General features: G+C 68.7%; 22 protein-coding genes. 5 read left to right on the top strand and 17 right to left on the bottom strand.

Annotated features, from left to right (window positions below; all coding sequences use genetic code 11):
- Nucleotides 1-53: 53 nt before the first annotated feature.
- Nucleotides 54-734, top strand: a complete 681-nt coding sequence (locus tag DYS74_RS06725; protein WP_121532165.1) for an invasion associated locus B family protein — start codon at nt 54-56, stop codon at nt 732-734.
- A gap of 60 nt (nt 735-794) precedes the next feature.
- Here the strand turns inward: DYS74_RS06725 and DYS74_RS06720 are convergent, their stop codons facing one another.
- The 4 genes from DYS74_RS06720 to DYS74_RS06705 are packed head-to-tail and all read right to left on the bottom strand — an operon-like array spanning nt 795 to nt 5,054.
- A complete protein-coding gene (locus DYS74_RS06720) occupies nt 795-1,997 on the bottom strand; it encodes a beta-ketoacyl-[acyl-carrier-protein] synthase family protein (RefSeq protein WP_121532163.1) in 1,203 nt (400 codons plus the stop codon).
- A gap of 4 nt (nt 1,998-2,001) precedes the next feature.
- Entirely contained in the window at nt 2,002-2,277 is a 276-nt protein-coding gene (locus DYS74_RS06715; RefSeq protein ID WP_121532162.1) for an acyl carrier protein, read from the bottom strand.
- A gap of 6 nt (nt 2,278-2,283) precedes the next feature.
- Nucleotides 2,284-3,384, bottom strand: a complete 1,101-nt coding sequence (locus DYS74_RS06710; RefSeq protein ID WP_121532160.1) for a UDP-3-O-(3-hydroxymyristoyl)glucosamine N-acyltransferase — start codon at nt 3,382-3,384, stop codon at nt 2,284-2,286.
- 47 nt (nt 3,385-3,431) lie between these two features.
- A complete protein-coding gene (locus DYS74_RS06705) occupies nt 3,432-5,054 on the bottom strand; it encodes a L,D-transpeptidase family protein (RefSeq protein WP_121532158.1) in 1,623 nt (540 codons plus the stop codon).
- 309 nt (nt 5,055-5,363) lie between these two features.
- On the opposite strand from DYS74_RS06705, the gene DYS74_RS06700 reads away from it, so the two are divergent.
- On the top strand, nt 5,364-5,918 hold the full coding sequence (locus tag DYS74_RS06700; RefSeq protein WP_394342941.1) for a YcbK family protein: 555 nt from the start codon (nt 5,364-5,366) through the stop codon (nt 5,916-5,918).
- A 98-nt stretch (nt 5,919-6,016) separates the two neighbouring features.
- On the opposite strand, the gene DYS74_RS06695 is transcribed toward DYS74_RS06700, so the two are convergent.
- Nucleotides 6,017-7,030, bottom strand: coding sequence for an AbrB family transcriptional regulator (locus DYS74_RS06695; RefSeq protein ID WP_121532154.1), 1,014 nt, complete (start codon nt 7,028-7,030; stop codon nt 6,017-6,019).
- Nucleotides 7,031-7,257: 227 nt separating this feature from the next.
- Between DYS74_RS06695 and DYS74_RS06690 the strand changes: the two genes are divergently transcribed.
- From DYS74_RS06690 to DYS74_RS06680, 3 genes are read left to right on the top strand one after another with little or no spacing between them, the layout of a single operon-like run.
- Entirely contained in the window at nt 7,258-10,698 is a 3,441-nt protein-coding gene (locus DYS74_RS06690; RefSeq protein ID WP_121532152.1) for a transglutaminase family protein, read from the top strand.
- A 21-nt stretch (nt 10,699-10,719) separates the two neighbouring features.
- Entirely contained in the window at nt 10,720-13,137 is a 2,418-nt protein-coding gene (locus tag DYS74_RS06685) for a circularly permuted type 2 ATP-grasp protein (protein WP_121532150.1), read from the top strand.
- A gap of 9 nt (nt 13,138-13,146) precedes the next feature.
- The gene (locus DYS74_RS06680; RefSeq protein ID WP_121532148.1) at nt 13,147-14,031 is read left to right on the top strand and encodes a transglutaminase family protein; all 885 of its coding nucleotides are present in this window, start codon (nt 13,147-13,149) and stop codon (nt 14,029-14,031) included.
- An 8-nt stretch (nt 14,032-14,039) separates the two neighbouring features.
- Here the strand turns inward: DYS74_RS06680 and DYS74_RS06675 are convergent, their stop codons facing one another.
- The 12 genes from DYS74_RS06675 to uppS all read right to left on the bottom strand — a co-directional run bounded on the left by DYS74_RS06675 (nt 14,040) and on the right by uppS (nt 25,264).
- Nucleotides 14,040-14,324, bottom strand: coding sequence for a hypothetical protein (locus DYS74_RS06675; protein WP_121532146.1), 285 nt, complete (start codon nt 14,322-14,324; stop codon nt 14,040-14,042).
- On the bottom strand, nt 14,324-15,478 hold the full coding sequence (lpxB, locus tag DYS74_RS06670; protein WP_121532144.1) for a lipid-A-disaccharide synthase: 1,155 nt from the start codon (nt 15,476-15,478) through the stop codon (nt 14,324-14,326). The genes DYS74_RS06675 and lpxB overlap by 1 nt, the downstream gene beginning before the upstream one ends.
- Complete coding sequence (locus tag DYS74_RS06665) at nt 15,475-16,287, bottom strand: LpxI family protein (RefSeq protein ID WP_121532142.1); 813 nt, start codon at nt 16,285-16,287, stop codon at nt 15,475-15,477. The genes lpxB and DYS74_RS06665 overlap by 4 nt, the downstream gene beginning before the upstream one ends.
- Nucleotides 16,284-17,078 carry an acyl-ACP--UDP-N-acetylglucosamine O-acyltransferase gene (gene lpxA / locus DYS74_RS06660; RefSeq protein ID WP_121532140.1) on the bottom strand — a complete coding sequence of 265 codons (795 nt, stop codon included), beginning with the start codon at nt 17,076-17,078 and terminating at the stop codon, nt 16,284-16,286. Before lpxA ends, DYS74_RS06665 begins: the two co-directional genes overlap by 4 nt.
- A gap of 3 nt (nt 17,079-17,081) precedes the next feature.
- On the bottom strand, nt 17,082-17,543 hold the full coding sequence (fabZ, locus tag DYS74_RS06655; protein WP_121532138.1) for a 3-hydroxyacyl-ACP dehydratase FabZ: 462 nt from the start codon (nt 17,541-17,543) through the stop codon (nt 17,082-17,084).
- An 80-nt stretch (nt 17,544-17,623) separates the two neighbouring features.
- A complete protein-coding gene (locus DYS74_RS06650) occupies nt 17,624-18,316 on the bottom strand; it encodes an OmpH family outer membrane protein (RefSeq protein ID WP_121532136.1) in 693 nt (230 codons plus the stop codon).
- 9 nt (nt 18,317-18,325) lie between these two features.
- Entirely contained in the window at nt 18,326-20,701 is a 2,376-nt protein-coding gene (gene bamA / locus DYS74_RS06645) for an outer membrane protein assembly factor BamA (protein ID WP_121532134.1), read from the bottom strand.
- Nucleotides 20,702-20,916: 215 nt separating this feature from the next.
- The gene (locus DYS74_RS18620) at nt 20,917-21,090 is read right to left on the bottom strand and encodes a hypothetical protein (protein ID WP_183077477.1); all 174 of its coding nucleotides are present in this window, start codon (nt 21,088-21,090) and stop codon (nt 20,917-20,919) included.
- An 83-nt stretch (nt 21,091-21,173) separates the two neighbouring features.
- Nucleotides 21,174-22,517, bottom strand: coding sequence for an RIP metalloprotease RseP (gene rseP / locus DYS74_RS06640; RefSeq protein ID WP_121532132.1), 1,344 nt, complete (start codon nt 22,515-22,517; stop codon nt 21,174-21,176).
- A gap of 3 nt (nt 22,518-22,520) precedes the next feature.
- Nucleotides 22,521-23,699, bottom strand: coding sequence for a 1-deoxy-D-xylulose-5-phosphate reductoisomerase (gene dxr, locus DYS74_RS06635; protein WP_121532130.1), 1,179 nt, complete (start codon nt 23,697-23,699; stop codon nt 22,521-22,523).
- 3 nt (nt 23,700-23,702) lie between these two features.
- Nucleotides 23,703-24,524, bottom strand: coding sequence for a phosphatidate cytidylyltransferase (locus DYS74_RS06630; RefSeq protein ID WP_121532128.1), 822 nt, complete (start codon nt 24,522-24,524; stop codon nt 23,703-23,705).
- Nucleotides 24,521-25,264 carry a polyprenyl diphosphate synthase gene (gene uppS, locus DYS74_RS06625; protein WP_121532126.1) on the bottom strand — a complete coding sequence of 248 codons (744 nt, stop codon included), beginning with the start codon at nt 25,262-25,264 and terminating at the stop codon, nt 24,521-24,523. Before uppS ends, DYS74_RS06630 begins: the two co-directional genes overlap by 4 nt.
- Between the last annotated feature and the right edge of the window lie 3 nt (nt 25,265-25,267).

Raw genomic sequence — 25,267 nt, 5'->3', positions numbered from 1 at the left:
GCTTGCGGCCGTGCTAGGTCGACGGGGACACCTGTTCAGCATGGAAGGCTAGAATGACTGAGCTGACGAAACGCCTCGCGATCGCGCTGACCTTGGGCCTTGCCGCCCCGGCCGCCTTCGCGCAGGACACCCCCGCGACCGACGGCGCCGCTACGACTCCTCCTGCTGCCGAGGCTCCGGCCGCGGCCGCCCCCGCCACCCCGGCGCAGACCCCGGCGCCCGCCGCCGACAAGCAGCCCGACGGCCCCGGCACGACCTACATCGCCAAGACCTTCGACGACTGGGCGCTGCAATGCGTGCACACCGAAGACGGCAATGACCCGTGCCAGATGTACCAGCTGCTGAAGGACGAGAAGGGCAACAACGTCGCCGACATCTCGATGGTGGCACTGACCGGCAGCGCCAAGGCGGTGGCCGGCGCGACGATCATGACCCCGCTCGAAACGCTGCTGACGCAGGGCGTGACGCTGAAGATCGACACCAATGAGGCTCGGTCCTACCCCTTCACCTTCTGCGCTCCGGTGGGCTGCTTCGCCCGCGTCGGCCTGACCGCCGAAGAGCTTGCCGCCTTCAAGAAGGGCAACAAGGTCTCGATGACGGTGGTTCCGGTCGCCGCGCCCGATCACCCGGTGACCGTGGCGATCTCGCTCAAGGGCTTCACCGCCGCCTATGACGCGGTGACCAAGGTCAGCGCGCAGACCTCGACCTCGCCCGCGCCGGCCCCGAAACAGTGACCAGCCACTGAAAACCTGCAAGGGTTTGCGACGCCTCCCCTCGGGGAGGCGTCCTGCATTTCACGCCCGGCTCAGCACGAGAACCGCGTTGAGCCCGCCGAAGGCGAAGGCATTCGACATCGCGACCGAGACCTCGGCCGTCCGCGCCACATTCGGCACCACGTCGAGCGGGCAATCCGGGTCAGGCGCCTGAAAGCCCAGCGTCGGTGCCAGCACCCCGTCGCGCAGCGCCAGAAGACAGGCGAGCAGCTCGACCGCCCCGGTCGCGCCGATGCAATGCCCGTGCGCCGCCTTGGTCGAGGAAACGGGCGGCGGCGCATCCCCGAAAACCGTGCGGATCGCCGCGGCCTCGGTGCGGTCGTTCGCCGCCGTGCCGGTGCCATGGGCGTTGATATAGCCGACCTCTGCGGGCGCGATCCCGGCATCGGCGAGCGCGCCGCGCATCGCCCGCGTCGCGCCCTCGACCGAGGGCATGACGATGTCGCCCGCATCCGAGGTCATCGCGAAACCGCGGATCTCGGCGAGGATCTCGGCGCCCCGGGCCCGCGCGGCCTCGTACTCCTCGAGCACGAAGACCGCTGCGCCCTCGCCCTGCACCATGCCGGTGCGGCCCAGGCTGAACGGGTGGCAGCCCTCGGGCGACATCACCCGCAGCCCCTCCCAGGCCTTCAGCCCACCGAAGTTCAGCATCGATTCAGAGCCGCCCGCCAACATCCCGTCGGCCATGCCGGCGCGGATCATCTGGAAGGCCAGACCGATCGCGTGGTTCGAGCTGGCACAGGCGGTGGCGACGGAGAACGCCGGCCCCATCAGCCCCCAGGCCATGGTGAGATGCGAGGCGGCAGCATTGTTCATCAGCCGCGGCACGGTGAAGGGATGGACGCGGTTCTTGCCCTCGGCAAAGACGGCGCGGAAGGCGTCGTTCACCGTGCCGTTGCCGCCACCCGCCGTGCCCATCACGCAGCCCCAGCGGACCGGATCGCCCGGCACCGCGGCCAGCCCCGCCTGCGCCATCGCCTCGCCCGCCGCGACGAGGGCGAATTGCGTGAAGCGGTCATAGAGGGAAAGCTTCGTTCGGTCGAAGAGCGCCTCGGGCTCCCAGCCCGTCACCTGCGCCCCGATCCGGATGGACAGCCTCTCGACATCGGGCAGGTCGAGCGGTCCGATCCCGCTGCGCCCCTCGGCCATGGCCGCAAGGGTTCCGGGCAGGTCCCGGGCCAGGGCGTTGACCGTCCCGGCCCCGGTGATGACGACGCGCCGCATCGGCTCAGGCAACCGCCGCCGCCGGCCCCGCGATCAGCCGCTCGACCGCGCGCACGATCGCGCCGACCGAGGAGACGTCGAAGTCGGTCTGCGTCGGCTCGTTGGCGTTGAAGGGCACGGAGACGCCGAAGGTCTCCTCGATGGCGAAGATCATCTCGACGAGGCCGAGGCTGTCGAGCCCAAGCTCCTCGAGCGTCATCTCGGGGCGCACCTCCGCAGGCTCGAGCACCGCCTCGCGGGCGATGATGGAAATGATCTGGTCTTGCACGTCTGGCCTCATCTGCCGTTAATTTCCGCCCTTCTTTTCGGACAGCTTTGCAACAGTTTCGCGAAGCTCGGCCACCTGCGCAAACAATCTTGTCAGACGGCGGATATTTTTCCAGGCCTCGACATGGGTCTTCATGTTGATCGCTGGATATCCAAGCAACACACGCCCCGCCGGGGCGTTCGACATGATCTTGGTGGCGCCGCCCGCGATCACGTCGTCGCCGACGAAGATGTTGTCCGACACGCCCACCTGCCCCGCCAGCACCACGCGGTTGCCGATCCGGGTCGAGCCCGCGACGCCCGCCTGACCGCACAGCAGGCAATCCTCGCCGACCTGCACGTTGTGGCCGATGTGCACGAGGTTGTCGATCTTGGTGCCACGCCCGATCGAGGTCGCGCGCACCGTGCCGCGATCGATGCAGGCATTGGCGCCAAGTTCCACGTCATCGGCGATCTCGACGGTGCCGAGCGAATGGATGCGGTGCCAGTGCTGATCGTTGAAATGGGCACGCTCGCCCAGCGTCTCGCGGATCTCCTCGACGCCCGACTTCTCGGCGGTGACGAAGGAGAACCCGTCGGCGCCGATCACCGCACCAGGCTGGCAGATGAAGCGATCGCCGATCACCACCCGCGCACCGATCCTGGCGCCATAGAGGATCAGCGCATCCGCCCCGATCCGGGTGCCTTCGGCGATCACCGCATGCGCCCCGATGCGGGCGTTCGGGCCGATGCTCACGCCGCGCCCGATCACCACGAAGGGGCCGATCGCGGCATTCTCGCCGATCTCGGCCGTGGGGTCGATCACCGCCATCGGGTGGATGCCCGGCGCGATCTCCGGGCCCGGATCGAAAGCCTTCGACAGCCCCGCCATCGCAAGCCGCGGCCGCTCGACGAAGATCGCCGCCTCGAGCCCGTAGGAGCGCCAGTCCGCCCCCTCGAACAGAAGCGCCGCACGCGCCTCGCCGGCCCGGATGCCGTCGGCGTATTTCGGGCTCATCGCCAGGGCAAGCTGGCGCGGGCCGGCGGCCGCAGGCTCGGACGCGCCGTCGATCGGCAGGCTCAGATCGCCCTCCGCCCGCGCGTTCAGCGCCCGCGCAATGGTTTCAACGGTCTGTGCCATGCCTGCCTCCCCGAAATCCGGCGCCCGAAGGAACGCCCGCCTCCGATCTAGTTCGAGAGCACGGGCAATTCCACCCCTGCCTTTTCAAGCGCGGCAAAGAGCGCGGCATCGCGCCCATAGACATCGGCGCGATATTCCATCCGTCCGCTCGCCGTCGGCCAGGCGGTGAAATAGACCAGATGCACCGGCACCGGCGTCTCCAGCCGCACCGTCGTCTCCTGCCCGGAGGCGAGGATCCGCTGGAAATAGGCCTCGGGGTCGGCCGCCTGCGGCGCGAGCAGCGCATAGGCCAGCTCGAAGGGCTTGCCGACCCGCACGCAGCCATGGCTGAAGGCGCGCACGTCCTTGCTGAACAGCGATTTCGACGGCGTGTCGTGCAGGTAGATGTTGTACTTGTTCGGGAACAGGAACTTCACCAGCCCGAGCGCATTGCCATCCGACGGCGGCTGCTTCATCGCGAAGGGGAAGGTCTTGTCGGTGTAGGCGGCGAAATTCACCGCCGAGCGCGGCACGGTGCGGCCCCGGCTGTCGACCAGGTTGATATGCGCCGCCGCATTCGGGTTGCGCTGCATCATCGGCAGGTATTCCTTGACGGTGATCGAGCGCGGCACCGACCAGCTCGGGTTGATCACCATCATCTCCATCTCGTCCGAGAATTCGGGCGTGCGGCGGTCGGTCTGGTTCTGGCCGACGACGGTCACCGTCTCGAAGGTGGTCTTGCCGTGATCGACGATCCGGGCCGAGAAATCGGTGATGTTCACCCAGATGTGGCGCGCGCCGAGGTCGATCCCGTTCATCCAGCGCAGCCGCTCCATCGCGACGAGGATCGACCGCATCCGCTCCTCGGGGCTGCGGTTGATCTCGGCAAGCGTCGCCTCGCCGGCGACGCCGTCGGACTTGAGACCAAGGTCGAGCTGATACTGCTGCACTGCCTTCTGCAGCGACGCATCATAGCGCGGGCTGGCCGAGCGGCCGAGATACCCCATCGCCTGAAGCCGGTCGCGCAGGGCGATCACCGCCGCCCCGCTCTCGCCCGGGCGAAGCACCTTCGCCGGCACCGTCGCGCCCCAGCCGCCCGCCGCCATCTGCGCCGCAAGGTCGAGCCGCGCGCGCATCAGCTGGGCGTATTGCGGCGCGCCCGGGGCGAGATCGCGCAGGAAGCGCGCCGGCACCTCGGCCGCGGCAAAGCCCGCGATCAGCTCGGCGGTGTCGCGGCGGGGGATCTCGCGTACCAGACCGGGGTCGATCTTCTTCGGCTCGAGCACGCCGTTCGAGACGTCATGCGCATAATCCGCCCAGGTGCGGGACATGTCGGCCTCGAGCAGGCCGCGCTCGCGCTCGGAGCGGATCGAGGCAAAGCGCGCGCGCAGCCCCGCGGCATCATAGTGGTCGACCGGCAGGCCATGCGCCCCGGCCCCGTCGAGGGCGGCAAAGAAGGCGGCGCGGCGGTCGGCATCGGCGCCGGTCGTCCAGATCGGCGCATAGCTGCGCGCGGCATAGAAGGCGGCAAGTCCCTCGTTGCCGGCCACGCCCTCGGCCACCGCCTGCGAAAACCCGTCGATCATCTGCGCGCTGGCATCGGTCGGCATCACCGTTCCGCCGATCGCCGTGCCCGCCATCAACGCCGCCAGCAGCGCCGCGCCGCCGAAACCGCGCATCGCACCCCACATCTGCCCGTTCCCCCTGAAACATCAATGTTCCCAGCGTCCTGCAAAAGCCCGGAACTGTCCAGATCTGCGCAACAAAGCGGCACGGGTTGCGGCGCCGAAGGCACAGCGGTGCGACGGCGGCGCAACAGGCAAGAAAATTGGGCAGAAACCTGCCGATTTTCCCCCTTGTGTTCTGTCGATCCCGATTCCGCGATTGGAACAAGACAGCGCCTGTGCCATAACTGAGCCATGGTAAGGGGGAGGCAGGTCCCAACCGCACGTCGAATGACGGCACCCTCGAACGACAGAACAGGCGAACTGGATATGAGCATGACGACACTTTCCCGCCGCGGGCTTCTTGCAGCCTTCGCCGCGACCGCTGTCACGGCCGCGCCGACCGCATCGAACGCCTTCGGCTTTCTGCGCGGCGCCGGTGATATCCGACGCATCAAGATGTATTCCGGCCGCACCGGCGAGAGCATCGACACCGTGTACTGGATCGAGGGCGAGTACATCCCCGAAGCCCTCAAGGAAATCAACCACTTCATGCGCGACTGGCGGACCGATCAGAAGATCACCATCGACCCGCGCACCGTCGACATCGCCGCGGCGTCGCACCGGCTGATGGACACCAGCGAACCCTACATGATGCTGTCCGGTTATCGCTCGCCCGCGACGAATGCCATGCTGCGCGCCCGCTCGCGCGGGGTTGCACAGAATTCGCTGCACATGAAGGGCATGGCCGCCGACCTGCGGCTGAAGTCGCGCTCGGTGCCGCAGATCTATTCGGCCGCGACGGCCTGCCACGCCGGCGGCGTCGGCAAATACATGCGCTCGAACTTCGTGCATATGGATTGCGGCCAGGTCCGCACCTGGAACGGCTGAAACGCCCCACATCGCTGCCCGGAAACAAGCGCCGCCTCCCGCGGCGCTTTTTCGTTTGTGGAAACGGCCGAATCGCAGCGTCCGCCCCGGCCAAGGGCTCAGCGCGCCCGGGTGGCGAGCGGCACGAGAACGATCAGCGTCAGGATCCGGGCGAAGTGATGCAGCGCCACATAGGCCGGGTCGAAGCCCAGCGACAGGCCGATCGCCGCCATCGCCTCGACCCCGCCCGGGGCGAAGGCGATCCAGACCTCGGCCAGCGGCAGCCCGGTGACGGCCGAGGTCAACGCCGCAAAGACGAAGGAAACGGCGAGCGTGGTGGTGACCAGCGCCGCCCCCGCCTTCGCCATGTGCAGGATGGCGAGCAGCCCGACCGAGGTCAGCCGGGTGCCAAGCGTCGCACCGGTCAGGGTGAAGCCCGCGAACAGCGCCCAGGCCGGTGCCGCCCCCTGCACCAGTCCCGCCGCATGGCCCCCGCCGCTGAGCACCAGCCCGGCCAGCAGGCAGGCGGCGGGCACCCCGATGCGCTGACCGAGGAAGCCAAGCCCATAGGCCGCCGCCAGCAGCCCCGCGAAAGGCAGCAGCGGCATCGCCGCGCGCGCGGCCGGCACCACCGGCGCGGTGTCGAGCAGCGTGGCGAGCGGCGGCACCAGCGCCACCAGCACCAGCATCCGCACGATCTGCAGCACCATGATGGCGTTGACATCGCCCCGCCCCTCGAGCGCCAGCGCAATCACGTTCGACATCGTCCCCGGCGCCGTGGCCAGCACCGCCGTCTCGCGCGAATAACCAAAGCCCCGCGTCAGCACGAGCGCACCGCAGGCCAGCGTGACGATCAGCGACAGCACGAGAAAACCGAGGCTCATCCCCCAGGCGATCACCCGGTGCCCGATGTCGGGGTCGATCCCCGAACCGAGCGAGATCCCGATCACGCAGAAGGCGACATCGCGCAGCCGCGCCGGCACGTCGACCGGCAGGCTGGCCGCAGCCGCCAGCGCGACGGCAAGGCTCGCCCCGATCAGCGCCCCCGCCGGCACACCGAGCCCGGTGAAAACCCCGGCCCCCACCGCGCCGATCACCACCGCAAGGATCACAGCCTTCTGCTTTTCCTGCATTCCTGCCCCTTTTGCGCGGTCTGTCCCGTCCCCTGATATAGCGCCTTGAGTGCAAAAGGGAAAACCCTGGCGGGGCGGAGAACGGCTCCCCCTGCCCGCGACCTGCCGCCCTTTTTTTAGGCGAAAGCACCGGCGCCCGCGCTTTCATCGCTGCCGGCCATGCGTTAAGGGTGGTGGCCCTGCCGCCATCGCCTAATCTGGCCGCACCGAACGAAGAAGGCGCGACCATGGCGATTTACGCATCCATCTATCACCTGACGCATTACAAGTATGACCGGCCCGTCACTCTGGGCCCGCAGATCATCCGCCTGCGCCCCGCCCCGCATTCGCGCACCCGGGTGATCTCGCATTCGCTGAAGGTCTCGCCCGGCGGCCATTTCGTGAACCACCAGCAGGACCCCTACGGCAACTGGCTGGCGCGCTTCGTCTTCCCCGAGCCGGTGACCGAGCTGAAGATCGAGGTCGATCTCGTCGCCGACATGACGGTCTACAACCCCTTCGACTTCTTCGTCGAGGAAAGCGCCGAATACTGGCCCTTCGAGTATCCCGAAGAGCTGCGTGACGACCTGTCGATCTATCGCACGCCCGAACCCGAAGGCCCGCTGCTGGCCCAGCTCCTCGGCACGATCGATTACAGCAAGACCCGCACCGTCGACTTCCTGGTCGCGCTGAATGCCCGGATCGCGAACGGGATCAACTACACGATCCGGATGGAGCCGGGCGTGCAGACCCCTGACGAGACGCTTGCGCTGCGCTCGGGCTCGTGCCGGGACAGCTCGTGGCTCCTGGTGCAGGCGCTGCGCCATCTCGGCTTTGCCGCACGTTTCGTCTCGGGCTATCTCATTCAGCTCAAGCCCGACGTGGTCTCGCTCGACGGGCCCGCGGGCACCGACCACGACTTCACCGACCTGCACGCCTGGTGCGAGGTGTTCCTGCCTGGCGCCGGCTGGATCGGGCTCGACCCGACCTCGGGGCTGCTCACCGGCGAAAGTCACATCCCGCTGGCAGCGACCCCGCATTTCCGCAACGCCGCGCCGATCGTCGGCGGCTTCTCGGCCATCGGCACGCCCGAGGTCAGCTTCGATTTCGACATGAAGATCAAGCGCGTGGCCGAACACCCGCGGATCACCAAGCCGTTCTCGGACGAGGCCTGGGAGCGGCTCAACGCGCTTGGCCGCAAGGTCGACGAGACCCTGCGCGAGGGCGACGTGCGGCTGACCATGGGCGGCGAGCCGACCTTCGTCTCGGTCGACGATTTCGAATCGGACGAGTGGAACACCGCCGCCGTCGGCCCGCAGAAGCGCGGTCTGGCCGATACCCTGATCCGCCGGCTGAAGCAGCGCTTCGCGCCCGGTGGCTTCCTGCATTACGGTCAGGGCAAGTGGTATCCGGGCGAAAGCCTGCCGCGCTGGACCTTCTCGCTCTACTGGCGCAACGACGGGCTGCCGGTGTGGAAGAACCCCGAGCTGATCGCGCGCGAGGATGCGCCGCAGCAGATGAGCGCGGCCGAGGCCGGCAAATTCATGTCGACCTTCGCGACCAAGCTCGGCCTTGACGGCAACTATGCCCAGCCCGCCTACGAGGATCCGGCCGAGTGGATCCTCAAGGAAGCGAACCTGCCGCCGAATGTCTCGCCCGAAAATTCCCGGCTGAAGAACCCCGAGGACCGCGCCCGCTATGCCCGCGTCTTCAACCGCGGCCTGACCGAGCCCTCGGGCTATGTCCTGCCGATCCAGCGCTGGTGGCAATCGGCCGATACACCGTCGCACTGGCGCTCCGAGCTGTGGAAGCCGCGCCGCGGCCATATCTTCCTGATCCCCGGCGACAGCCCGGTGGGCTTCCGCCTGCCGCTCGGCTCGCTGCCCTATATCCCGCCCGCGCAATATCCCTACAGCTATCCGGCCGACCCGACCGTGCCGCGCGCGCCGCTGCCCGATTATCAGGCCGTGGTCGAGGAGCGCCGCCGCAAGATCCAGGAGGAGATCGACCGCCTCGCGCAGGAAGACGCCGAGCGTGCCGCGCTGATGCCCGGGGTGACGCCGGGCCATGCGCAGGGCTTCCGCGCCGGCGCGAAAGAGGCCGAGCGGCAGAAATGGGTGCCGCAGGACACCCATCTCGGCGAGGGGGTCGACCCCTCGATGGGCTGGGTCCGCACCGCGATCGCGATCGAGCCGCGCGATGGCCGGCTGTGCCTCTTCATGCCGCCCTGCGACACGCTCGAGGATTATCTCGAACTGATCGCCACCGCCGAGGCGACGGCGGCCGAGCTGAACCTGCCCATCCACATCGAAGGCTATGCGCCGCCGCATGACCCGCGGCTGAACGTGATCCGCGTCGCCCCCGATCCGGGCGTGATCGAGGTCAACATCCACCCCGCCCACAGCTGGGAGGATTGCGTCGCCACCACCGAGGCGATCTATGAAGAAGCCCGGCTGTCGCGCCTTGGTGCCGACAAGTTCATGATCGACGGCCGCCACACCGGCACCGGCGGCGGCAACCACGTGGTCGTCGGTGGCGCCACCCCGAACGACAGCCCGTTCCTGCGCCGCCCCGATCTGCTGAAATCGCTAATCCTGATCTGGCAGCGCCATCCCTGCCTGAGCTACCTGTTCTCGGGCCTGTTCATCGGCCCGACCTCGCAGGCCCCGCGCATCGACGAGGCGCGCCACGACACGCTCTACGAGCTCGAGATCGCGCTGTCGCAGATCACGCCGCCCTGGAAGGGGATGACGCCGCCGCCCTGGCTGGTCGACCGGCTGTTGCGCAACATGCTGACCGATGTCACCGGCAACACGCACCGCGCCGAGATCTGCATCGACAAGCTCTATTCGCCCGACGGGCCGACCGGCCGTCTGGGCCTGGTCGAGTTCCGCGGCTTCGAGATGCCGCCCCATCCGCGCATGTCGCTGGCCCAGCAACTGCTGCTGCGGGCGCTGATCGCGCGGTGCTGGATCGCCCCGGTCGAGGGCCGGCCGGTCCGCTGGGGCACGGTGCTGCATGACCGCTTCATGCTGCCCCATTACCTGTGGGAAGACCTGCTCAGCCTGCTCACCGACCTGAAGAACCACGGTTTCGAGATGGACCCGGTCTGGTTCGAGGCGCAGGCCGAGTTCCGCTTCCCGTTCTGCGGCCAGATCCAGGCCGAGGGCGTGCATCTCGAGGTGCGTCAGGCGCTCGAACCCTGGCATGTGCTGGGCGAAACCGGCGCGATCGGGGGAACCGTCCGCTACACCGACAGTTCTGTCGAAAGACTTCAGGTGAAGCTGACCACCCTCCATCAGGACCGTTACAAGGTGATGTGCAACCGACGCCCCGTGCCGATGGCCAGGACCCAGACCTCCGGGGTCTCGGTCGGCGGCGTGCGCTTCAAGGCCTGGCAACCGCCCGAGGCGCTGCACCCGACGCTGCCGGTGAACACGCCGCTCGTCTTCGACATCTACGACACCTGGACGGGTCACGCGCTGGCCGGCTGCACCTATCACGTCGCCCATCCCGGCGGGCGCAACTATGACACCTTCCCGGTCAATGCCTACGAGGCCGAGGCGCGGCGTCTTGCCCGGTTCGAGCCCTTCGGCCACACCGGCGGCGTCTATGAGCCCGCGAGCGAGACCCCGCATCCGGAATTCCCCTTGACGCTGGACCTGCGCCGGCCCATCGGACTGTTCTGACCGACGAGCCAGAAATGAATCATGACCGAGCCCGCCACGACGCCCCCCGCACCGGACCTCTTCTCCGACTACCGGCTCACCCCGGGCGTCGCGGACGAGCTGTTCGACGCCGAGGGCCGGATGCGGCCGGTCTGGCGCCGCTTCGTCGACCGCTTCTCGCGGCTCAACCGTGACGAGATTGCCGCGCGCTTCGAGCGCGGCAATCTCTATCTGCGCGATGCCGGCGTGTTCTTCCGGCAATATTCGAACGACCCGTTGCAGGAACGGGAATGGCCGCTCAGCCATATCCCGGTGATCCTGCACGAGGACGAATGGCAAGGCATCTGCGACGGGCTGGCGCAACGTGCCGACCTGCTCGAGGAGGTCATGGCCGATCTCTACGGCCAGGGACGGCTCGTGCGCGACGGCCATCTGCCGGCCGAGCTGATCGCGGGCTCGCGGCAATGGCTGCGGCCGATGGTCGGCGTGCCGCCGCGCGGCGGCCATTACCTGCATTTCCTCGCCTTCGAGGTCGGCCGCTCGCCCGACGGCTCGTGGCTCGTGCTCGGCGACCGCACACAGGCGCCTTCGGGCGCGGGCTTCGCGCTGGAAAACCGGATGGCGACCGGGCGGATCTTCCCCGAACGCTTCCCGCGGGCCCATATCCACCGCCTTGCGGGCTTCTTCGGCGCCTATCGCGAGGCGCTGCAACGGCTCGCGCAGGGCGCGGGCGGGCGCGAGCGCGCCGCAGGCATCCTGACCCCCGGCCCGCATAACGACAGCTATTACGAACACACCTACATCGCGCGCTACCTCGGCCTGATGCTGCTCGAAGGCGAGGATCTGCTGGTCGAGAACGGTCAGGCGATGGTGCGCACAATCGAGGGGCCGCAGCCGCTCGGCGTGCTGTGGCGGCGCATCGATGGCGCCTTTGCCGATCCTCTGGAACTCGATCCGTCGAGCCGGATCGGCACGCCGGGGCTGATGGAGGCGGTGCGGCTTGGCAACCTTGCCCTCGTCAACGCGCTCGGCTCGGGCGTGCTCGAGATGCGGGCGATGATGGCCTTCCTGCCGCGGATCGCCGAGGTGCTGGCGGGCGCGCCGCTGAAGCTGCCCAACATCGCCACCTGGTGGTGCGGCGGCGACACCGAGCGCGCCTATGTCCGCGACAATGCCGCGCGGATGATGATCGGCCCGGCCTATGCCTGTGACCTGCCCTTCGACATCGGCGCCGAGTCGGCGCTTGGTGGCGCCTTCCGCGACGGCGGCACCCGCTCGATCACCGACTGGCTCGAACGCGAGGGCCAGGGGCTGGTTGGCCAGGAGGCGGTGACTCTGTCGACGACACCCGTCTGGGTCGATGCCGAGGACGGCGGCCGGGTCGAGCCGCGGCCGATGACGATCCGCATCTTTGCCGCGCGCACGCCCCGCGGCTGGCGCTTCATGCAGGGCGGCTATGCCCGGATCGGCAAGACCGGCGATGCGACGGCGCTGGCGATGCAGCGTGGCGGTTCGGTCGCCGACGTCTGGGTGGTCTCCGACCGGCCGGTGCCGCAAGAAACCCTCGCGCCGCGCCCGACGCCTGATTTCCACCGCGCCACTACCGCAATCCTTCCTTCTCGCGCCGCCGACAACCTCTATTGGCTTGGCCGCTATGTCGAGCGCAGCGAAGACGCGATCCGCCTGATCCGCGCCTATCATCTGCGCCTGGCCGCCACCGACAACCCGAATGACGCGCGCCTGCTGCGGCTGGACGAGTTCCTCACCGGCTATGGCTATGACCTTGAGGAACCGGTGCCCGCGGCGCTGATCGATCGGCTCGAGGCGGCGCGCAGCTGTGCGGGCAAGGTGCGCGACCGGTTCTCGACCGATGGCTGGGCGGCGCTGAACGACATGCTGAAGACGGCGCGACGGATGACCACCACGGCGCAGCCCGGCGACGATGCCGCGCGCGCGATGTCGGTGCTTTTGCGCAAGATCACCGGCTTTTCCGGTCTCGTGCACGAGAACATGTATCGCTTCTCGGGCTGGCGCTTCCTCAGCTTCGGCCGGGCGCTCGAACGGGCGGATTCGCTTGCCGCGCTCCTGGCCACCTTTGCCGATGCCGAGGCGCCCGAGGGCTCGCTCGACATGGCGGTCGAGGTCGCCGACAGCGTCATCACCCACCAGCGCCGCTACCGGGTCGAGACCTCGCGCGATACCGTCGTCGATCTGCTCGCCCTCGATGCCGACAACCCGCGCGCGATCCTGTTCCAGGTGCAGCGGCTGCGCTATCTGGCCGAGGCGCTGCCGAACGCGCGCGAGAACGGCCGGCTGACGGCGCTGCTGCGCGCCATCGTGCCGGTCGAAAGCGCGCTGCTGATCGCCACACCGGCCGAAATCGACACCGACCGCCTGTGCACCCTGCGCGGCGAACTGGCCGGGATCTCGGATCTCATCGGCGCGGCGTATCTGCGGTAAAGGGCTGACATGCTGTACGAAATCAGGCTCGCGATCGACTACGACTATGCCGCTCCCTCGGATCACATCCGCAATCTCGTGCGGCTGCTGCCCTCTGATATCCCGGGCCGACAGCGCGTGCTGTCGCGGCTGCTGACTGTCGAGCCGATGCCCGACGAGCGGCGCGAGGCGATCGACTTCTTCGGCAATTCGACCACCTCGGTCACCTGGCATGCCCCGATCGATGCGGTCTCGTTCCAGCTGGCCGCCAAGGTCGAGCGCCGCGCCGCGCCGCCTGCAAGTGATCTCTCCGCGCTCCTTGACCGGTTGCCCGACGAGATCGCGGCCCAGCAGAGCCTGGCCCCCGAGGTGCCGCACCATTTCTTGGGCGCCAGCCCCCGCGTCGCGCCGATGACCGAGACCACGGCCTTCGCCCGCAAGCAGCTTGCGGCGGGGATGACGGCGCAACAGGCGGTGGTGGCGATCGGGCGCGCACTGAACCGGGCGATGACCTTCGACGCCGAGGCGACGACCGTCGACACCTCGGCGCGCGAGGCCTTCGCGCAGCGCCGCGGCGTGTGTCAGGACTTCACCCATATCATGATCGCCGCATTGCGCGGCATCGGCATTCCGGCGGGCTATGTCTCGGGCTTCCTGCGCACCTTCCCGCCTCCCGGCAAGCCGCGGCTCGAGGGTGCGGACGCGATGCACGCCTGGGTCCGGGCCTGGGTCGGCTTCGAGGCCGGCTGGATCGAGTTCGACCCGACGAATGACCAGTTCGCCGGTGAGGATTACGTCACCATCGCCGTCGGCCGCGACTATTCCGACGTGGCACCGGTGCGCGGCGTGATGCGCACCGCGGGCGGCCACGAGACCCGGCAGGCGGTCGACGTGATCCCGCTCGAGAAGGTCTGAGGCTCGGCTCAGCGCTGCGCCAGCCAAGCGGCCAGCACCTCGACCTTGTCGCGCGCCGGCGTGTGGTGGTTCAGGATGAAATCGCGCAGCCAGACCGCGCGTTCAGGCGGCGGCTGGCCGGTCAGCGCCCAGCTCACCCGGGCAAGCGCCCTGTCCACATCGCGGTGACACCCGGCGCAGTCCGCCTCCCAGATCGCCTCGCCCGCCGGTTCCCCGATCGTCGTCGCGCCCTCTTCGGCCCGTGCGGCCGGCGTGGCGAGCACGAGCAGCACGACCGCCAGGACGCCCCGCATCAACGCCGCCGCTCGATCGCCGCCAGCACCGAGCGCGCCGCGCGCAGCCCCGGCGCCTCGCCGCCCTCGCCAAGCCGGCGCATCGTCTCTTCCATCGCCGCATGCTGACCGGCCCGCGCCTCCGGGCTTTCCAGAAGCTGCACGAGGGCGTGGCAGATCCGGTCCGGGCGGCATTCGGGGCCGAGAAATTCCGGGATCGCCCGGGTCTCGGACACCAGATTGACCAGCGTCACCGTATCGACGCGCAGCATCCGCCAGATGATGTGCCAGGTGAGGAAACTGGCGTCATAGGCGATCACCATCGGCGTGCGGCTTGCCGCAAGCTCAAGGCTGACCGTGCCCGAGGCGGCCAGCGCCAGATCGGCCGCGGCGAAGGCCGCGCGCTTGTCCGCCGCCTCCTCGACCACGATGGGCGCGACCGGCCAGCGCGCCGACATCTCGCGCACCAGGGGAGCGACGCCGCGCACCGTGGGCAGCACCACCCGCAACCCGGGCTCGCGGTCGCGCAGCCGCATCAGCGCCTCGTCGAAGCGCGGCCCGAGCCGCTCGACCTCGCCCCGGCGCGAACCGGGCAGGCACAGCACCAGGGGCTGGTCGTCACCGATGCCGTGGCGCTCGCGGAAGAGCGCGGCCTCGGCGGCAGTTGCCCGCGGCTCGGCGACCACCGGATGGCCGACGAAATCGCAGCTCATGCCCGCGGCTTCCATATAGGGCGGCTCGAAGGGCAGAAGCGCCAGGACGTGGTCGATCACCTTGGCCATCTTCACCGCGCGGCCGGGGCGCCAGGCCCAGACCGAGGGCGCGACGTAATGGATGGTGCGCAGATCCGGGCGCGCCGCCTTGACGATTCGCGCGACCCGCAACGAGAAATCGGGGCTGTCGATGGTGACGAGCGCGGCGGGCCCGGTGTCGAGCACGGCCTGTGCGGTCTCGGCGATGCGGCGCTTGAGCTGGCGGTATTTCGGCAGCACCTCCGCGATGCCCATCACCGACAGCTCCTCCATCGGGAACAGGCTGACGAGGCCCTCGGCCTCCATCAGCGGGCCACCGACGCCGGAGAATTCGACGCCCGGCGCAAGCGCCTTCATCCCGGCCATCAGCGCCGCGCCGAGCTTGTCGCCCGAAGCCTCGCCCGCGACCAGGAACAGCCTCATCCTGCCCGCCCCCAGAGGAAGATCCCGGCCTCCTCGGCCGCGGCCACGGTCGCGGCGCGGTCAAGGAGCAGCACGCCCCCCGCCTCGAAGACGATGCCCGAAAGCCCCGCTGCGGCAGCCTTCGCCACGGTCTGCGGCCCGATCGCCGGCAGGTCGATGCGGCGGTCCTGACCGGGTTTCGGCGCCTTGAAGAAGACGCCCCCCACCGGCCCGCGGCGCTGGCCGCGATGCGCCGCGACGAAATCGAGCATCGCATCGGTGCCCGGCAGGCTTTCGACCGCAAGGCACAGGCCCTGCGCCACCACCGCGCCCTGCCCGACATCGACCGCGCCAAGCGCGGTGACGATCTCGGCGGCGCGCGCGGCATCGGTCTTGTCGACCGCGCGCAGCGCGCCCGCAAGCACGCCCTCGCCCGGCACCAGCTCGGGCGCGATCTCGTCGGCGCCGACGACGACCAGCCCCCAATCCTCGAACAGCTCGATCACCGCGCGCAGCGTCGCGTCATCGCCCGCCTGCATCGCGCCGACCAGCCGCGGCACCAGCGCCGCGGTCTGCGCGTCGAACAGCTCGGGTTCGAGCTTCGGGCGCTGGATCGCGCCGGCAAAGCAGACCCGCGTCACCCCGCGCGCAATCAGCGCGTCAAGGAAGGGCACCAGCCGCTCGACGCGAAAACGCAGCGGCTCGGCCCCCGGCACGGCCGAGGCAAAGCCATCGAGCTCGCACAGCAGCATCCCGGGCGCGGCGGCGGCCAGCAGCGCCGGCAGCCCGCCCGTCCCCGCGATCAGCGCGGTTTCGGCACCGATGTTCATCGCGGCGTCAGGAAGCTGCGGTCCGACGGACCGAGGATGAAATCGAGCACCTCGCGGGCAAGCGCACTGTCGGTGCCCTCGTCATGGAGCTTGCGCGCCTGTTCGCGGAAGTTGCCCTCGGACAGCGCCATGTAGAGCTCGCGCAGGGCCCCGATTTCCGCCCGCGACACGCCGCGGCGCTTCAGCCCGACGAGGTTCAGCCCCTCGAGCTGCGCGCGCGGCCCGGCGACCAGCGCATGCGGGATCACGTCCGAGGTCACCATCGACAGCGCGCCGATGATCGCGCCATGGCCGATCCGCACCCATTGGTGCACGCCCGACAGCCCGCCGACGATCACGTCATCCTCGATGTGGCAATGCCCGGCGATCGCGACCGAGTTCACCAGGATCACCCGGTCGCCGATCGTGACGTCATGGGCGACATGGCTCGAGGACATGAACAACCCGTCGTCACCGACGCGGGTGACCCCGCCGCCGCCTTCGGTGCCGGGGTTCATCGTCACGTATTCGCGGATGCGGTTGCGCTTGCCGATCACCAGCCGCGTCTTCTCGCCCTTGTATTTCAGGTCCTGCGGCACCTGACCGAGCGAGGCGAAGGGAAAGACGGTGGTGTCCTCGCCGATCTCGGTCAGGCCGGAGACGACGACATGCGATTTCAGCTCGACGCCCTCGGCAAGGCACACCTCGGGGCCGACATGACAGAACGGCCCGATGTGGACGCCCGCGGCAATCGTGGCGCCCTCTTCGATGACGGCGGAAGGATGAATGATGGCGCCCGGATCAATCGCCATGGCTCAGGCCTTGAGGTCCATCATCGCAGTGAACTCGGCCTGCGCGGCAAGTTGCCCCTCGACCAGCGCCTGACCCTCGAACTTCCAGATCCGGCCGCCCCCGCGGATCACCTTGACCGGCATCTCGAGCACGTCGCCCGGCACCACCTTGCGGCGGAATTTCACGCCATCGATGCCCATGAAATAGGTGGCGAGCGGCTTGTCGATGAGGTTGAGCGAGATCCCCACGACGATCGCCGCGGTCTGCGCCATCGCCTCGACGATGGTGACGCCCGGCATCACCGGCTCATCCGGGAAATGGCCCTGGAAATGCGGCTCGTTGCTGGTGACGTTCTTGATGCCGACAGCAGATTCGAAGGGGACGATGTCGCGCACCTTGTCCACCAGCAGGAACGGGTAGCGGTGCGGGATGATCCGCTTGATCAGCGCGAGATCGGCAAAGGTATGGGGGGCGGGTTCGGTCATCGTCTGTCCTTGATCCTCAAGCGTCCGCGGTCGAGCCTTGCTAGCAACGCCAGCGCCGCTTGGCAAGAATGCGGGCGCGCTCAGTTGCCCGGCGCGGCCGGCGCGGCGGGAGTTTCGGGTGCGACGGTCCCGGGGGTCGCGGCGGAGGTGTCGGGCGCTGCGGCTTCGGCCGCCGCCGGGCCGTCGCCCAGTTTCCCGTCAACGAGCCGCACCAGATCATCGGTCACATCCGCCTCGGCAAGGCCGCGGATGATCACCCGCCGGTCGAGCACCATGACTGCGCCGCGCTTGGCCAGGATATCGTCGAGCATCGGCGTCACCGCCTCGAAGAAGGCCTGCCGGCTTTCCTCGAAGCGCCGCGACAGCGCCTGCGCCTTCGCCTTCTGGGCGTTGCGGATGCCCGTCGCGCGTTCGTCGAAGGCATTCGCCTCGGTGCGGAAGGCGGTCGGGTCCATCGTCGCGCGCCGCTCGGTCAGCGCCTTTTCCTCGGCGATCAGGTCGTCTGCGATACGGTTGTTCTCGTCGGAAAGCGCGCGCGACTCCGCGGCAAGATCGGCGCGGATGCGCTTGCCCCAGCGGGTCGTCTCGAACAGCGCCTCCCAGTCGAGGGTGAGCACCGGGCTGGGCACCCGGATCACCGCCTCGCCGCGGCTGTCGCCCGCCGATTGCTGGGCCGCAACCGGCCCGGGCAGGATGCCCCCCAGCCCGGCCACAAGCGCGACGAGGCCGAGGCAAAGCCCCGGCCCCTCGATGAAACGCGGCGGAAAGCGCATCTCCCTGCCTCAGAACTGCGTCGAGATGGTCAGGTCGAAGTTCTGTTCCTTGTCGTAGTCTTCCTTCTTGATCGCCTTCGAGAAGTTCAGACGCAGCGGACCGATCGCCGAGCGCCAGAACACCGAGAAGCCGACCGCCGAGCGCAGGTGCATGCTGTCATCGACGGTCCCGGTGGCCCCGGCCTTGTCCTCGAGCCCCCAGACCGAACCGATGTCCCAGAACAGGCCGCCGGTGACGCCGTATTCCTCGGGGATGCCGATCGGGAATTCCGATTCCATCCGCAGCGCCGCGAAATACTTGCCGCCGAGCGCATCCTTGTTCGGCGCACCGGTGTCGCGCGGGCCATAGCCGTTCGGCTCGAAGCCGCGGATCTTGCCATTGCCCGAGAAGCGGTCAAGGATCGTCAGCTGGGTGTCGCCGGTCGGGTTCACCATGCCGCCCTCGAGTTCGGCGCGCAGCGTCACCTCCTCGTTCCAGACCTTGCGCTCGCCGCGCAGCAGCGCGGTCGAGGTCACCGCGGTGACGTCGCCGCCCAGCCCCGCGTAATCCTGCGAGAAGCGGAAGGTGAAGCCATAGCGCGGATCGATGCCGGTGCGGCGCGTGTCCCAGGTGTAGGTGTAGCCCAGCGACGAGGTGTCATACTGCCCCTCCTCGCGCGACAGGATCGGCGAGGAGCCAACCGCGTCACTGGTGGTCGAATCCCCATCCGGATCCGGATCATAGGCGGTGACGTCGTACAGCTTGTCGCGGCTGAAGGTATAGCGCAGCTCGAGCCGCGAGTTCTGTGCCAGCGGGAATTCGATCGAGGGCGACAGGCCCTGCATCCGGGTCGAGTAGTCCGAGTTGTCATTCTCGGAGGTGTCATACCACATGTGGTAGCGCATCTTCAGGTCACGCCCGAAGAGGTAGGGCTCGATGAAGTCGAGCGAGCTCGACGACGTGCCCGAGGTGGTGCCGACCTGCACACCGAGATACTGGCCGCGGCCGAGGAAGTTGGCTTCCTGGACCCCGACGTTCACGCCAAAGCCCTGCGAGGCGCCGTAGCTTGCGCCCAGGGTCAGCGAGCCGGTCGGCTGTTCCTCGACGTTGACGTCGACGATGACCTGATCGGGGCCGGAGCCCTGACGGGTATTGACGTCCGCCTTGGTGAAGAAGCCAAGCGCGCGGATGCGCTCGGCCGAGTTGCGGATCTCGCGCGCGTTGAAGGGGTCGCCTTCGACGGTGTGGAATTCGCGTCGGATCACGCTGTCGAGCGTCGTGGTGTTACCCTCGATGTCGATGCGCTCGACGAACAGGCGCTGGCCGCGCACGAGGGCGAATTCCACGTTCAGGGTCTGGGTCTTCGGATCGCGGGTGATGCGCGGATCGACGCGCACGAAATTCGCGCCCTTGCGCAGCGCCGTCTCTTCCATCCGGGTGATGGCAAGATCGATGGCGTTCGGAGAGTAGATCACGCCCTCGCGGATCTTCGCGAGTTTCTCGAAGTCCTTCGCGTCGAGCTCGGACACCTCGGAAACGGTGGTGATCTTGCCGAAGTGATACTGCTGGCCTTCACGGATGTTGAAGGTCATGAAAAAGCCTTCGCGGTCGCGCGCCATTTCCGAGGACACGCCGGTGACCTGCACGTCCGGATAGCCGCGCGAGCGATAGAAGTCGGTCAGCAGCTGACGGTCGAGATCGACGCGGTCGGCAACGAAGTTGTCGCGCTGGATCAGCCGGTGCAGAAGGCCTGCCTGCTTCGTCTGCAGCACATCGCGCAGGCGGCGGTCGGAATAGGCGGAGTTCCCGGTGAAGCTGATGCGCTCGACTTCCGACACGAAGCCTTCCTTGACCTCGAAGACAACGTCGACACGGTTGTTGTCGCGCTTGATCACCTTCGGGTCGACGCGCACGTTGACGCGCCCGGCATCGGCATAGCCTTTGACGATCGCGGCGGCATCGGCCTCGACCGTGGCGGGGCTGTAGACCTTGCGCGGCTGCGTCTTCACCTCGCCCGCAAGAATCTCGTCCTTCAGCACTTTGTTGCCTTCGAAGGAGACGACGTTGACGGTCGGGAATTCCTGCACGCGGATGACCAGCGTGCCGCCCTGCGGCACCAGATCGACCTTCTCGAACAGGCCCGAGCCCTGAAGCCGCTGATAGGCGTCATTGAGCTGCGCCGCGCTCACCGAGGAACCGCGCGCGATCTTGGCATAGGCGAGAATGGTCGCCGCCTCGATCGTGTCGTTGCCTTCGATCTTCACCTGCGAAAAGCGATACTCCTGCGCCATCGCCGCCACCGGCGGCAAGGCCGCGGCGAAACCGCCGCCCAGAAGCGCCACCGCGACAAGCCGGGTCGTGAGAAGCGAACGCCCGAGAAATGCGTTCTTCCGCCGGTTCGTCATTGCCTGTCACCCCGCCCTGTATTTCCTTCAGACTGCAAGATCGTGAGTAGCTGGAAAGGGGATGCTTGTCAAAACCGCAAGATGTCGGAAATGCGCCCTCGGCGGCATTCGTCCGCAGGCGTTGCGCCATTGCCCGCCAAGCCGGCAAAACGCAAAGGCCGCGCCATGCGGACATGGTGCGGCGGAGGACGTCAGAGACAGAAAACGCGCCCGGATCAGAGCTGATAGGGCGACCCCGCAGCCGGACCGAACAGCGCGATCAGCTCGTAGCCGAGGATTCCCCCGATCGCGAGCGCGACGAGGATGGCGGCCGGCGCCATCAGGCGGTCGAGTGCCAGATCGACAACGAGCGAGAGGCCGCGAAAGCCGTCTGCCTGCACCATCTGCATGATCACCCCTCCCCTGCGCGGACCATTCGCACAACCGGAAGTAGCGGCGCATTATGGCCGAATTGCGGCCAAGTTGTGCCTCCTCAGGGGCAGAACAGGTCGTTCCACAGGCCGAACAGCATCATCGTCAGCACCAGCGACAACCCGATCGCGGTGAGCAGGTTCATCGCCCGGTCCGACGGCGGCTTGCCGGTGACGCCTTCCCAGATGTGGAACATCAGATGCCCGCCGTCGAGCACGGGAATCGGGAACAGGTTCAGGAAGCCCACGGCCGTCGACAGCACCGCGACGAACCAGATGAAGCTCGCCGTGCCCGCCTTCGCCGCCGCGGCCGAGCCCTGCGCGATGCCGATCGCGCCATGCAGGTTGCACGAGGAGATCTGGCCGAGAATCATGTGCTTGAGCGCCGAGACCGAGGAGGCGACGACCTCCCAGGTCTGCACGGCCCCGCCCTTCACCGCCTCGACGACGCCGGTCGGGCGGGTGAGCGGGGTGAAGACCGGCTCGCCCGTCGCGCCGATCATCCAGCGCGTCTCGAACCCGCCCGCGGCAGTCGGCACATCGGTGCGGCGCGGGGTCAGCGTCATCTGAAGCGTCTCGGCCCCGTCCTTGCCCGGCCGCCAGACAGTGAGCGCCACGGGGGCGCCCTCGCTGGCCGTGACCTTCTGCTGCAGATCGACGAAGCGCCAGATCGGCGCGCCATCGATCGCGGTGACCACGTCGCCCGCAGCCAGCCCCGCGGCATAGGCCGCCGAAGACGGCATCACCCCGTTCAGACGCGGCGGGAACAGCTGCGGCCCGGCAACCTCGGCCACCTGCCCGTCGCGCTCGACCCGCCAGGTCAGCGCAGGCTGTGCCGGAAGCTCGTCCGTCACCGCGCTCAGCGTCGCGTAATCGGGCGTCTCGCGCCCCTCGATCGCCAGCACCCGGTCGCCCACGCGCAGATCGCCGCTGCCACCCGGCAGCACCGCAAGCTTGCCCACCGTCGGCACATCGGTCGCGGTGCCGGTCCAGATCATCATGCCGGCAAAGATCGCGATCGACAGCACGAAGTTGAACACCGGCCCCGCCGCCACCGTCACCGCGCGGGCCCAAAGCGGCGCACCGTGCATGGTGTGGCGCTTCTCCTCGGCACTCAGCCCGGCCATCGCGCCCTCGTCGGCACCCGCCGAGGCCGCATTCGCATCGCCCAGGAACTTGACATAGCCGCCGAGCGGGATCGCCGAGACCTGCCAGCGCGTGCCGTGCTTGTCGACGCGCGACAGCAGCCGCGGCCCGAAGCCGATCGAGAAGGCCTCGGCCTTGATCCCCGACCAGCGGCCGACGATGTAATGGCCGAACTCGTGCACCGTCACGATGATCATCAGCGCGACGACGAAGGCCACCAGCGTATAGAGCGCGTTGCCGAAATCGGGGAGAAACTCCAAGGGTCAGATCCTTCCGGTCGAAATTCTTTCGCGGCCGAGGGCGCGGGCCTCGGCGTCGGTCTGCAAGACGTTATCGAGGCTGACGGCCGCATTTCCAAGCCCATGGCCCGCGCACATGTCCGCGAGCACCGCCTCGACCAGCCGCGCCATGTCGAGGAAGCCGATCTGCCCGGCGATGAAACCGTCAAGCGCGACCTCCTTCGCAGCGTTGAAGGCCGCCCCGGCCGTGCCGCCGATCGCCATCACCTCGCGCGCAAGGCGCAGCGCCGGGAAGCGGACCGGGTCGGGGGCGCGGAAGCTGAGCGATCCGATCTGCGCCAGATCGAGCCGCGCCACCGGCAGCTCGGCCCGTTCGGGCCAGTTCAGCGCATAGCCGATCGCGTGGCGCATGTCGGGCGCGCCCAGATGCGCCATGAGCGCCCCGTCGCGGAAACCGACCAGTGCGTGGACCAGGCTCTCGGGATGCACCAGAACCTCGATGATATCCGGGTCGACGCCGAAAAACTCTTTCGTTTCGATGACTTCCAGCGCCTTGTTGAACATCGAGGCGCTGTCGATGGTGATCCGCTGCCCCATCGCCCAGTTCGGATGGGTCGAGGCCGCGGCGACGGTCGCGGTCGCCAGTTTCTCGAGCGGCCAGTCGCGGAAGGCACCGCCCGAGGCGGTGATGATGATCCGCTCGACCGCCGCCATCTCCTCGCCGACGAGAGCCTGGAACACCGCCGAATGCTCGCTGTCGACGGGCAGGATCCGCGCGCCCTGCCGCCGCGCCTCGGCCAGAAGCAGCGGCCCGGCGGCGACCAGGCTTTCCTTGTTGGCAAGCGCCAGCGTCGTGCCATGCTTCAGCGCCGCGAAGCCGGGCGCGATCGCCGCCGCGCCGACAATCGCCGACATGATCCAGTCGGCCGGCCGCTCCGCCGCCTCGATCAGCGCCGCGGGGCCCGCCGCCGCCTCGATCCCCGAGCCGTGCAGCGCCGCGCGCAGCGCCGGCAGCCGGTCCTCATGCGCGGTCACCGCGATCTCGGCACGCAGTTCGCGCGCCTGGCTGGCCAGAAGATCGACATTGTGCCCGCCGGTCAGCGCCACCACCTGGAACGCCTCTGACCCGCCCTGCCGCACCAGCAGGTCGAGCGTGTTCACACCGATCGAGCCGGTGGAGCCGAAAACCGAAACCTTGCGCATCCGTCACATCCCGTCGAAGGGCAGCCGCATGAATTTCATCACGATCAGCAGGAAGACCACCGCCCCGATCAGCGCGTCGAACCGGTCGAGCACGCCGCCATGGCCGGGGATCAGGTGCGAGCTGTCCTTCACACCCGTCCGCCGCTTGATCGCGCTTTCCGCGATATCGCCCATCTGCCCGGCAAAGGCGGTGAGCGGCGAAAGCCACACGAGCGTCCAGCCGCCCCAGCCGAGCGCGGCAAAGCCCGCGCCCACGGCCACCGCGCCGATCCAGCCCGCGACGGTGCCCGACCAGGTCTTCTTCGGGCTGACCCGCGGCCAGAACTTCGGCCCGCCGATCGCGCGGCCGGCGAAATAGCCCGCGACGTCGGACACCACGACGATGGTCACGATCCACAGGATCACCAGCGCGCCGGCATTGAGCCGCAGCACGATCAGCCCATAGCTCGCCGCCATCACCGCAAAGGCGTAAAGCGCGAAGATCAGCCGGTCGCGCCGCGGCAGGGCCGTGCCCACGACCACCGGCAGCAGCAGCGCCCAGCGGGTGAGCGCGCCCGGCCAGTAGAGCACCAGCGCCATCAGCACCGCAGCAAGCACCGACAGCGCCGCCGCCGCGGCGCCGCGCCCGCTGCCCGCCGGCGCCATGATCGTCGCCAGCTCCCAGATCATCAGCCCGCAGACAACCACCGCGAGCAGGCCGAAGGTCTTGCCGCCAAGCCAGATGGTGACCGCGCCGATCGCCACCATCACCAGTCCCGACAGCACCCGCGGCCGCAGGTCGGTCCAGCGTGAGCCCGCAGCCGGCGTCGTGCCCTGCGTGCTCATGCCTTCGCCCCGCCAAAGCGCCGCTCGCGCGTGCTGAACACGGCAAGCACCTTCTCGAGCTCGGCCGGGCCGAAATCGGGCCAGAGCGTGGGGGTGAACTCGTATTCCGAATAGGCCGCCTGCCAGGGCAGGAAGTTCGAGGTCCGGGTCTCCCCCGAGGTGCGGATCACCAGATCCGGGTCGGGAATCGCCGCGGTGTCGAGCCGGGCCGCAAAGGCCGCCTCGTCGATCGCATCGGGGGCGATCCGGCCCGCGGCGACATCCTGCGCCAGCCGCACGGCGGCGCGGCGCAGCTCGTCGCGGCCGCCGTAGTTGATTGCCACCGTCAGGTTCAGCCGGGTGTTCGGCGCGGTGCGCGCCTCGATCCCCGCCATCAGCGCCTGCAGCTTCGGGTCAAGCCGTTCGCGCGCACCGATGAAGCGCATCCGCACGCCCTCGGCCGAGAGGCCGTCGGCCTCCTTCTCGATGTAGCGCGCGAAGATGCCCATCAGGCCGAGCACCTCCTCGGTCGAGCGCTTCCAGTTCTCGGTCGAGAAGGCATAGACGGTCAGCCAGCGCACGCCCAGATCCGGGCAGGCGCGGACGATCTCCTTCACCCGCTCGGCGCCACGGCGGTGACCGACGAGCCGCGGCCAGCCGCGGTTCTTCGCCCAACGGCCGTTGCCGTCCATGATGATGGCGACATGCGACACGCCGTAATCGACGGGGCCACAGCCGGCCGGGGGCTCACTCGCGGGCATCAC

The sequence above is a fragment of the Paenirhodobacter hankyongi genome, assembly GCF_003664585.1.
Taxonomy (GTDB): Bacteria; Pseudomonadota; Alphaproteobacteria; order Rhodobacterales; family Rhodobacteraceae; genus Rhodobacter; species Rhodobacter hankyongi.
This window is presented reverse-complemented; position numbering and strand designations above follow the sequence as displayed.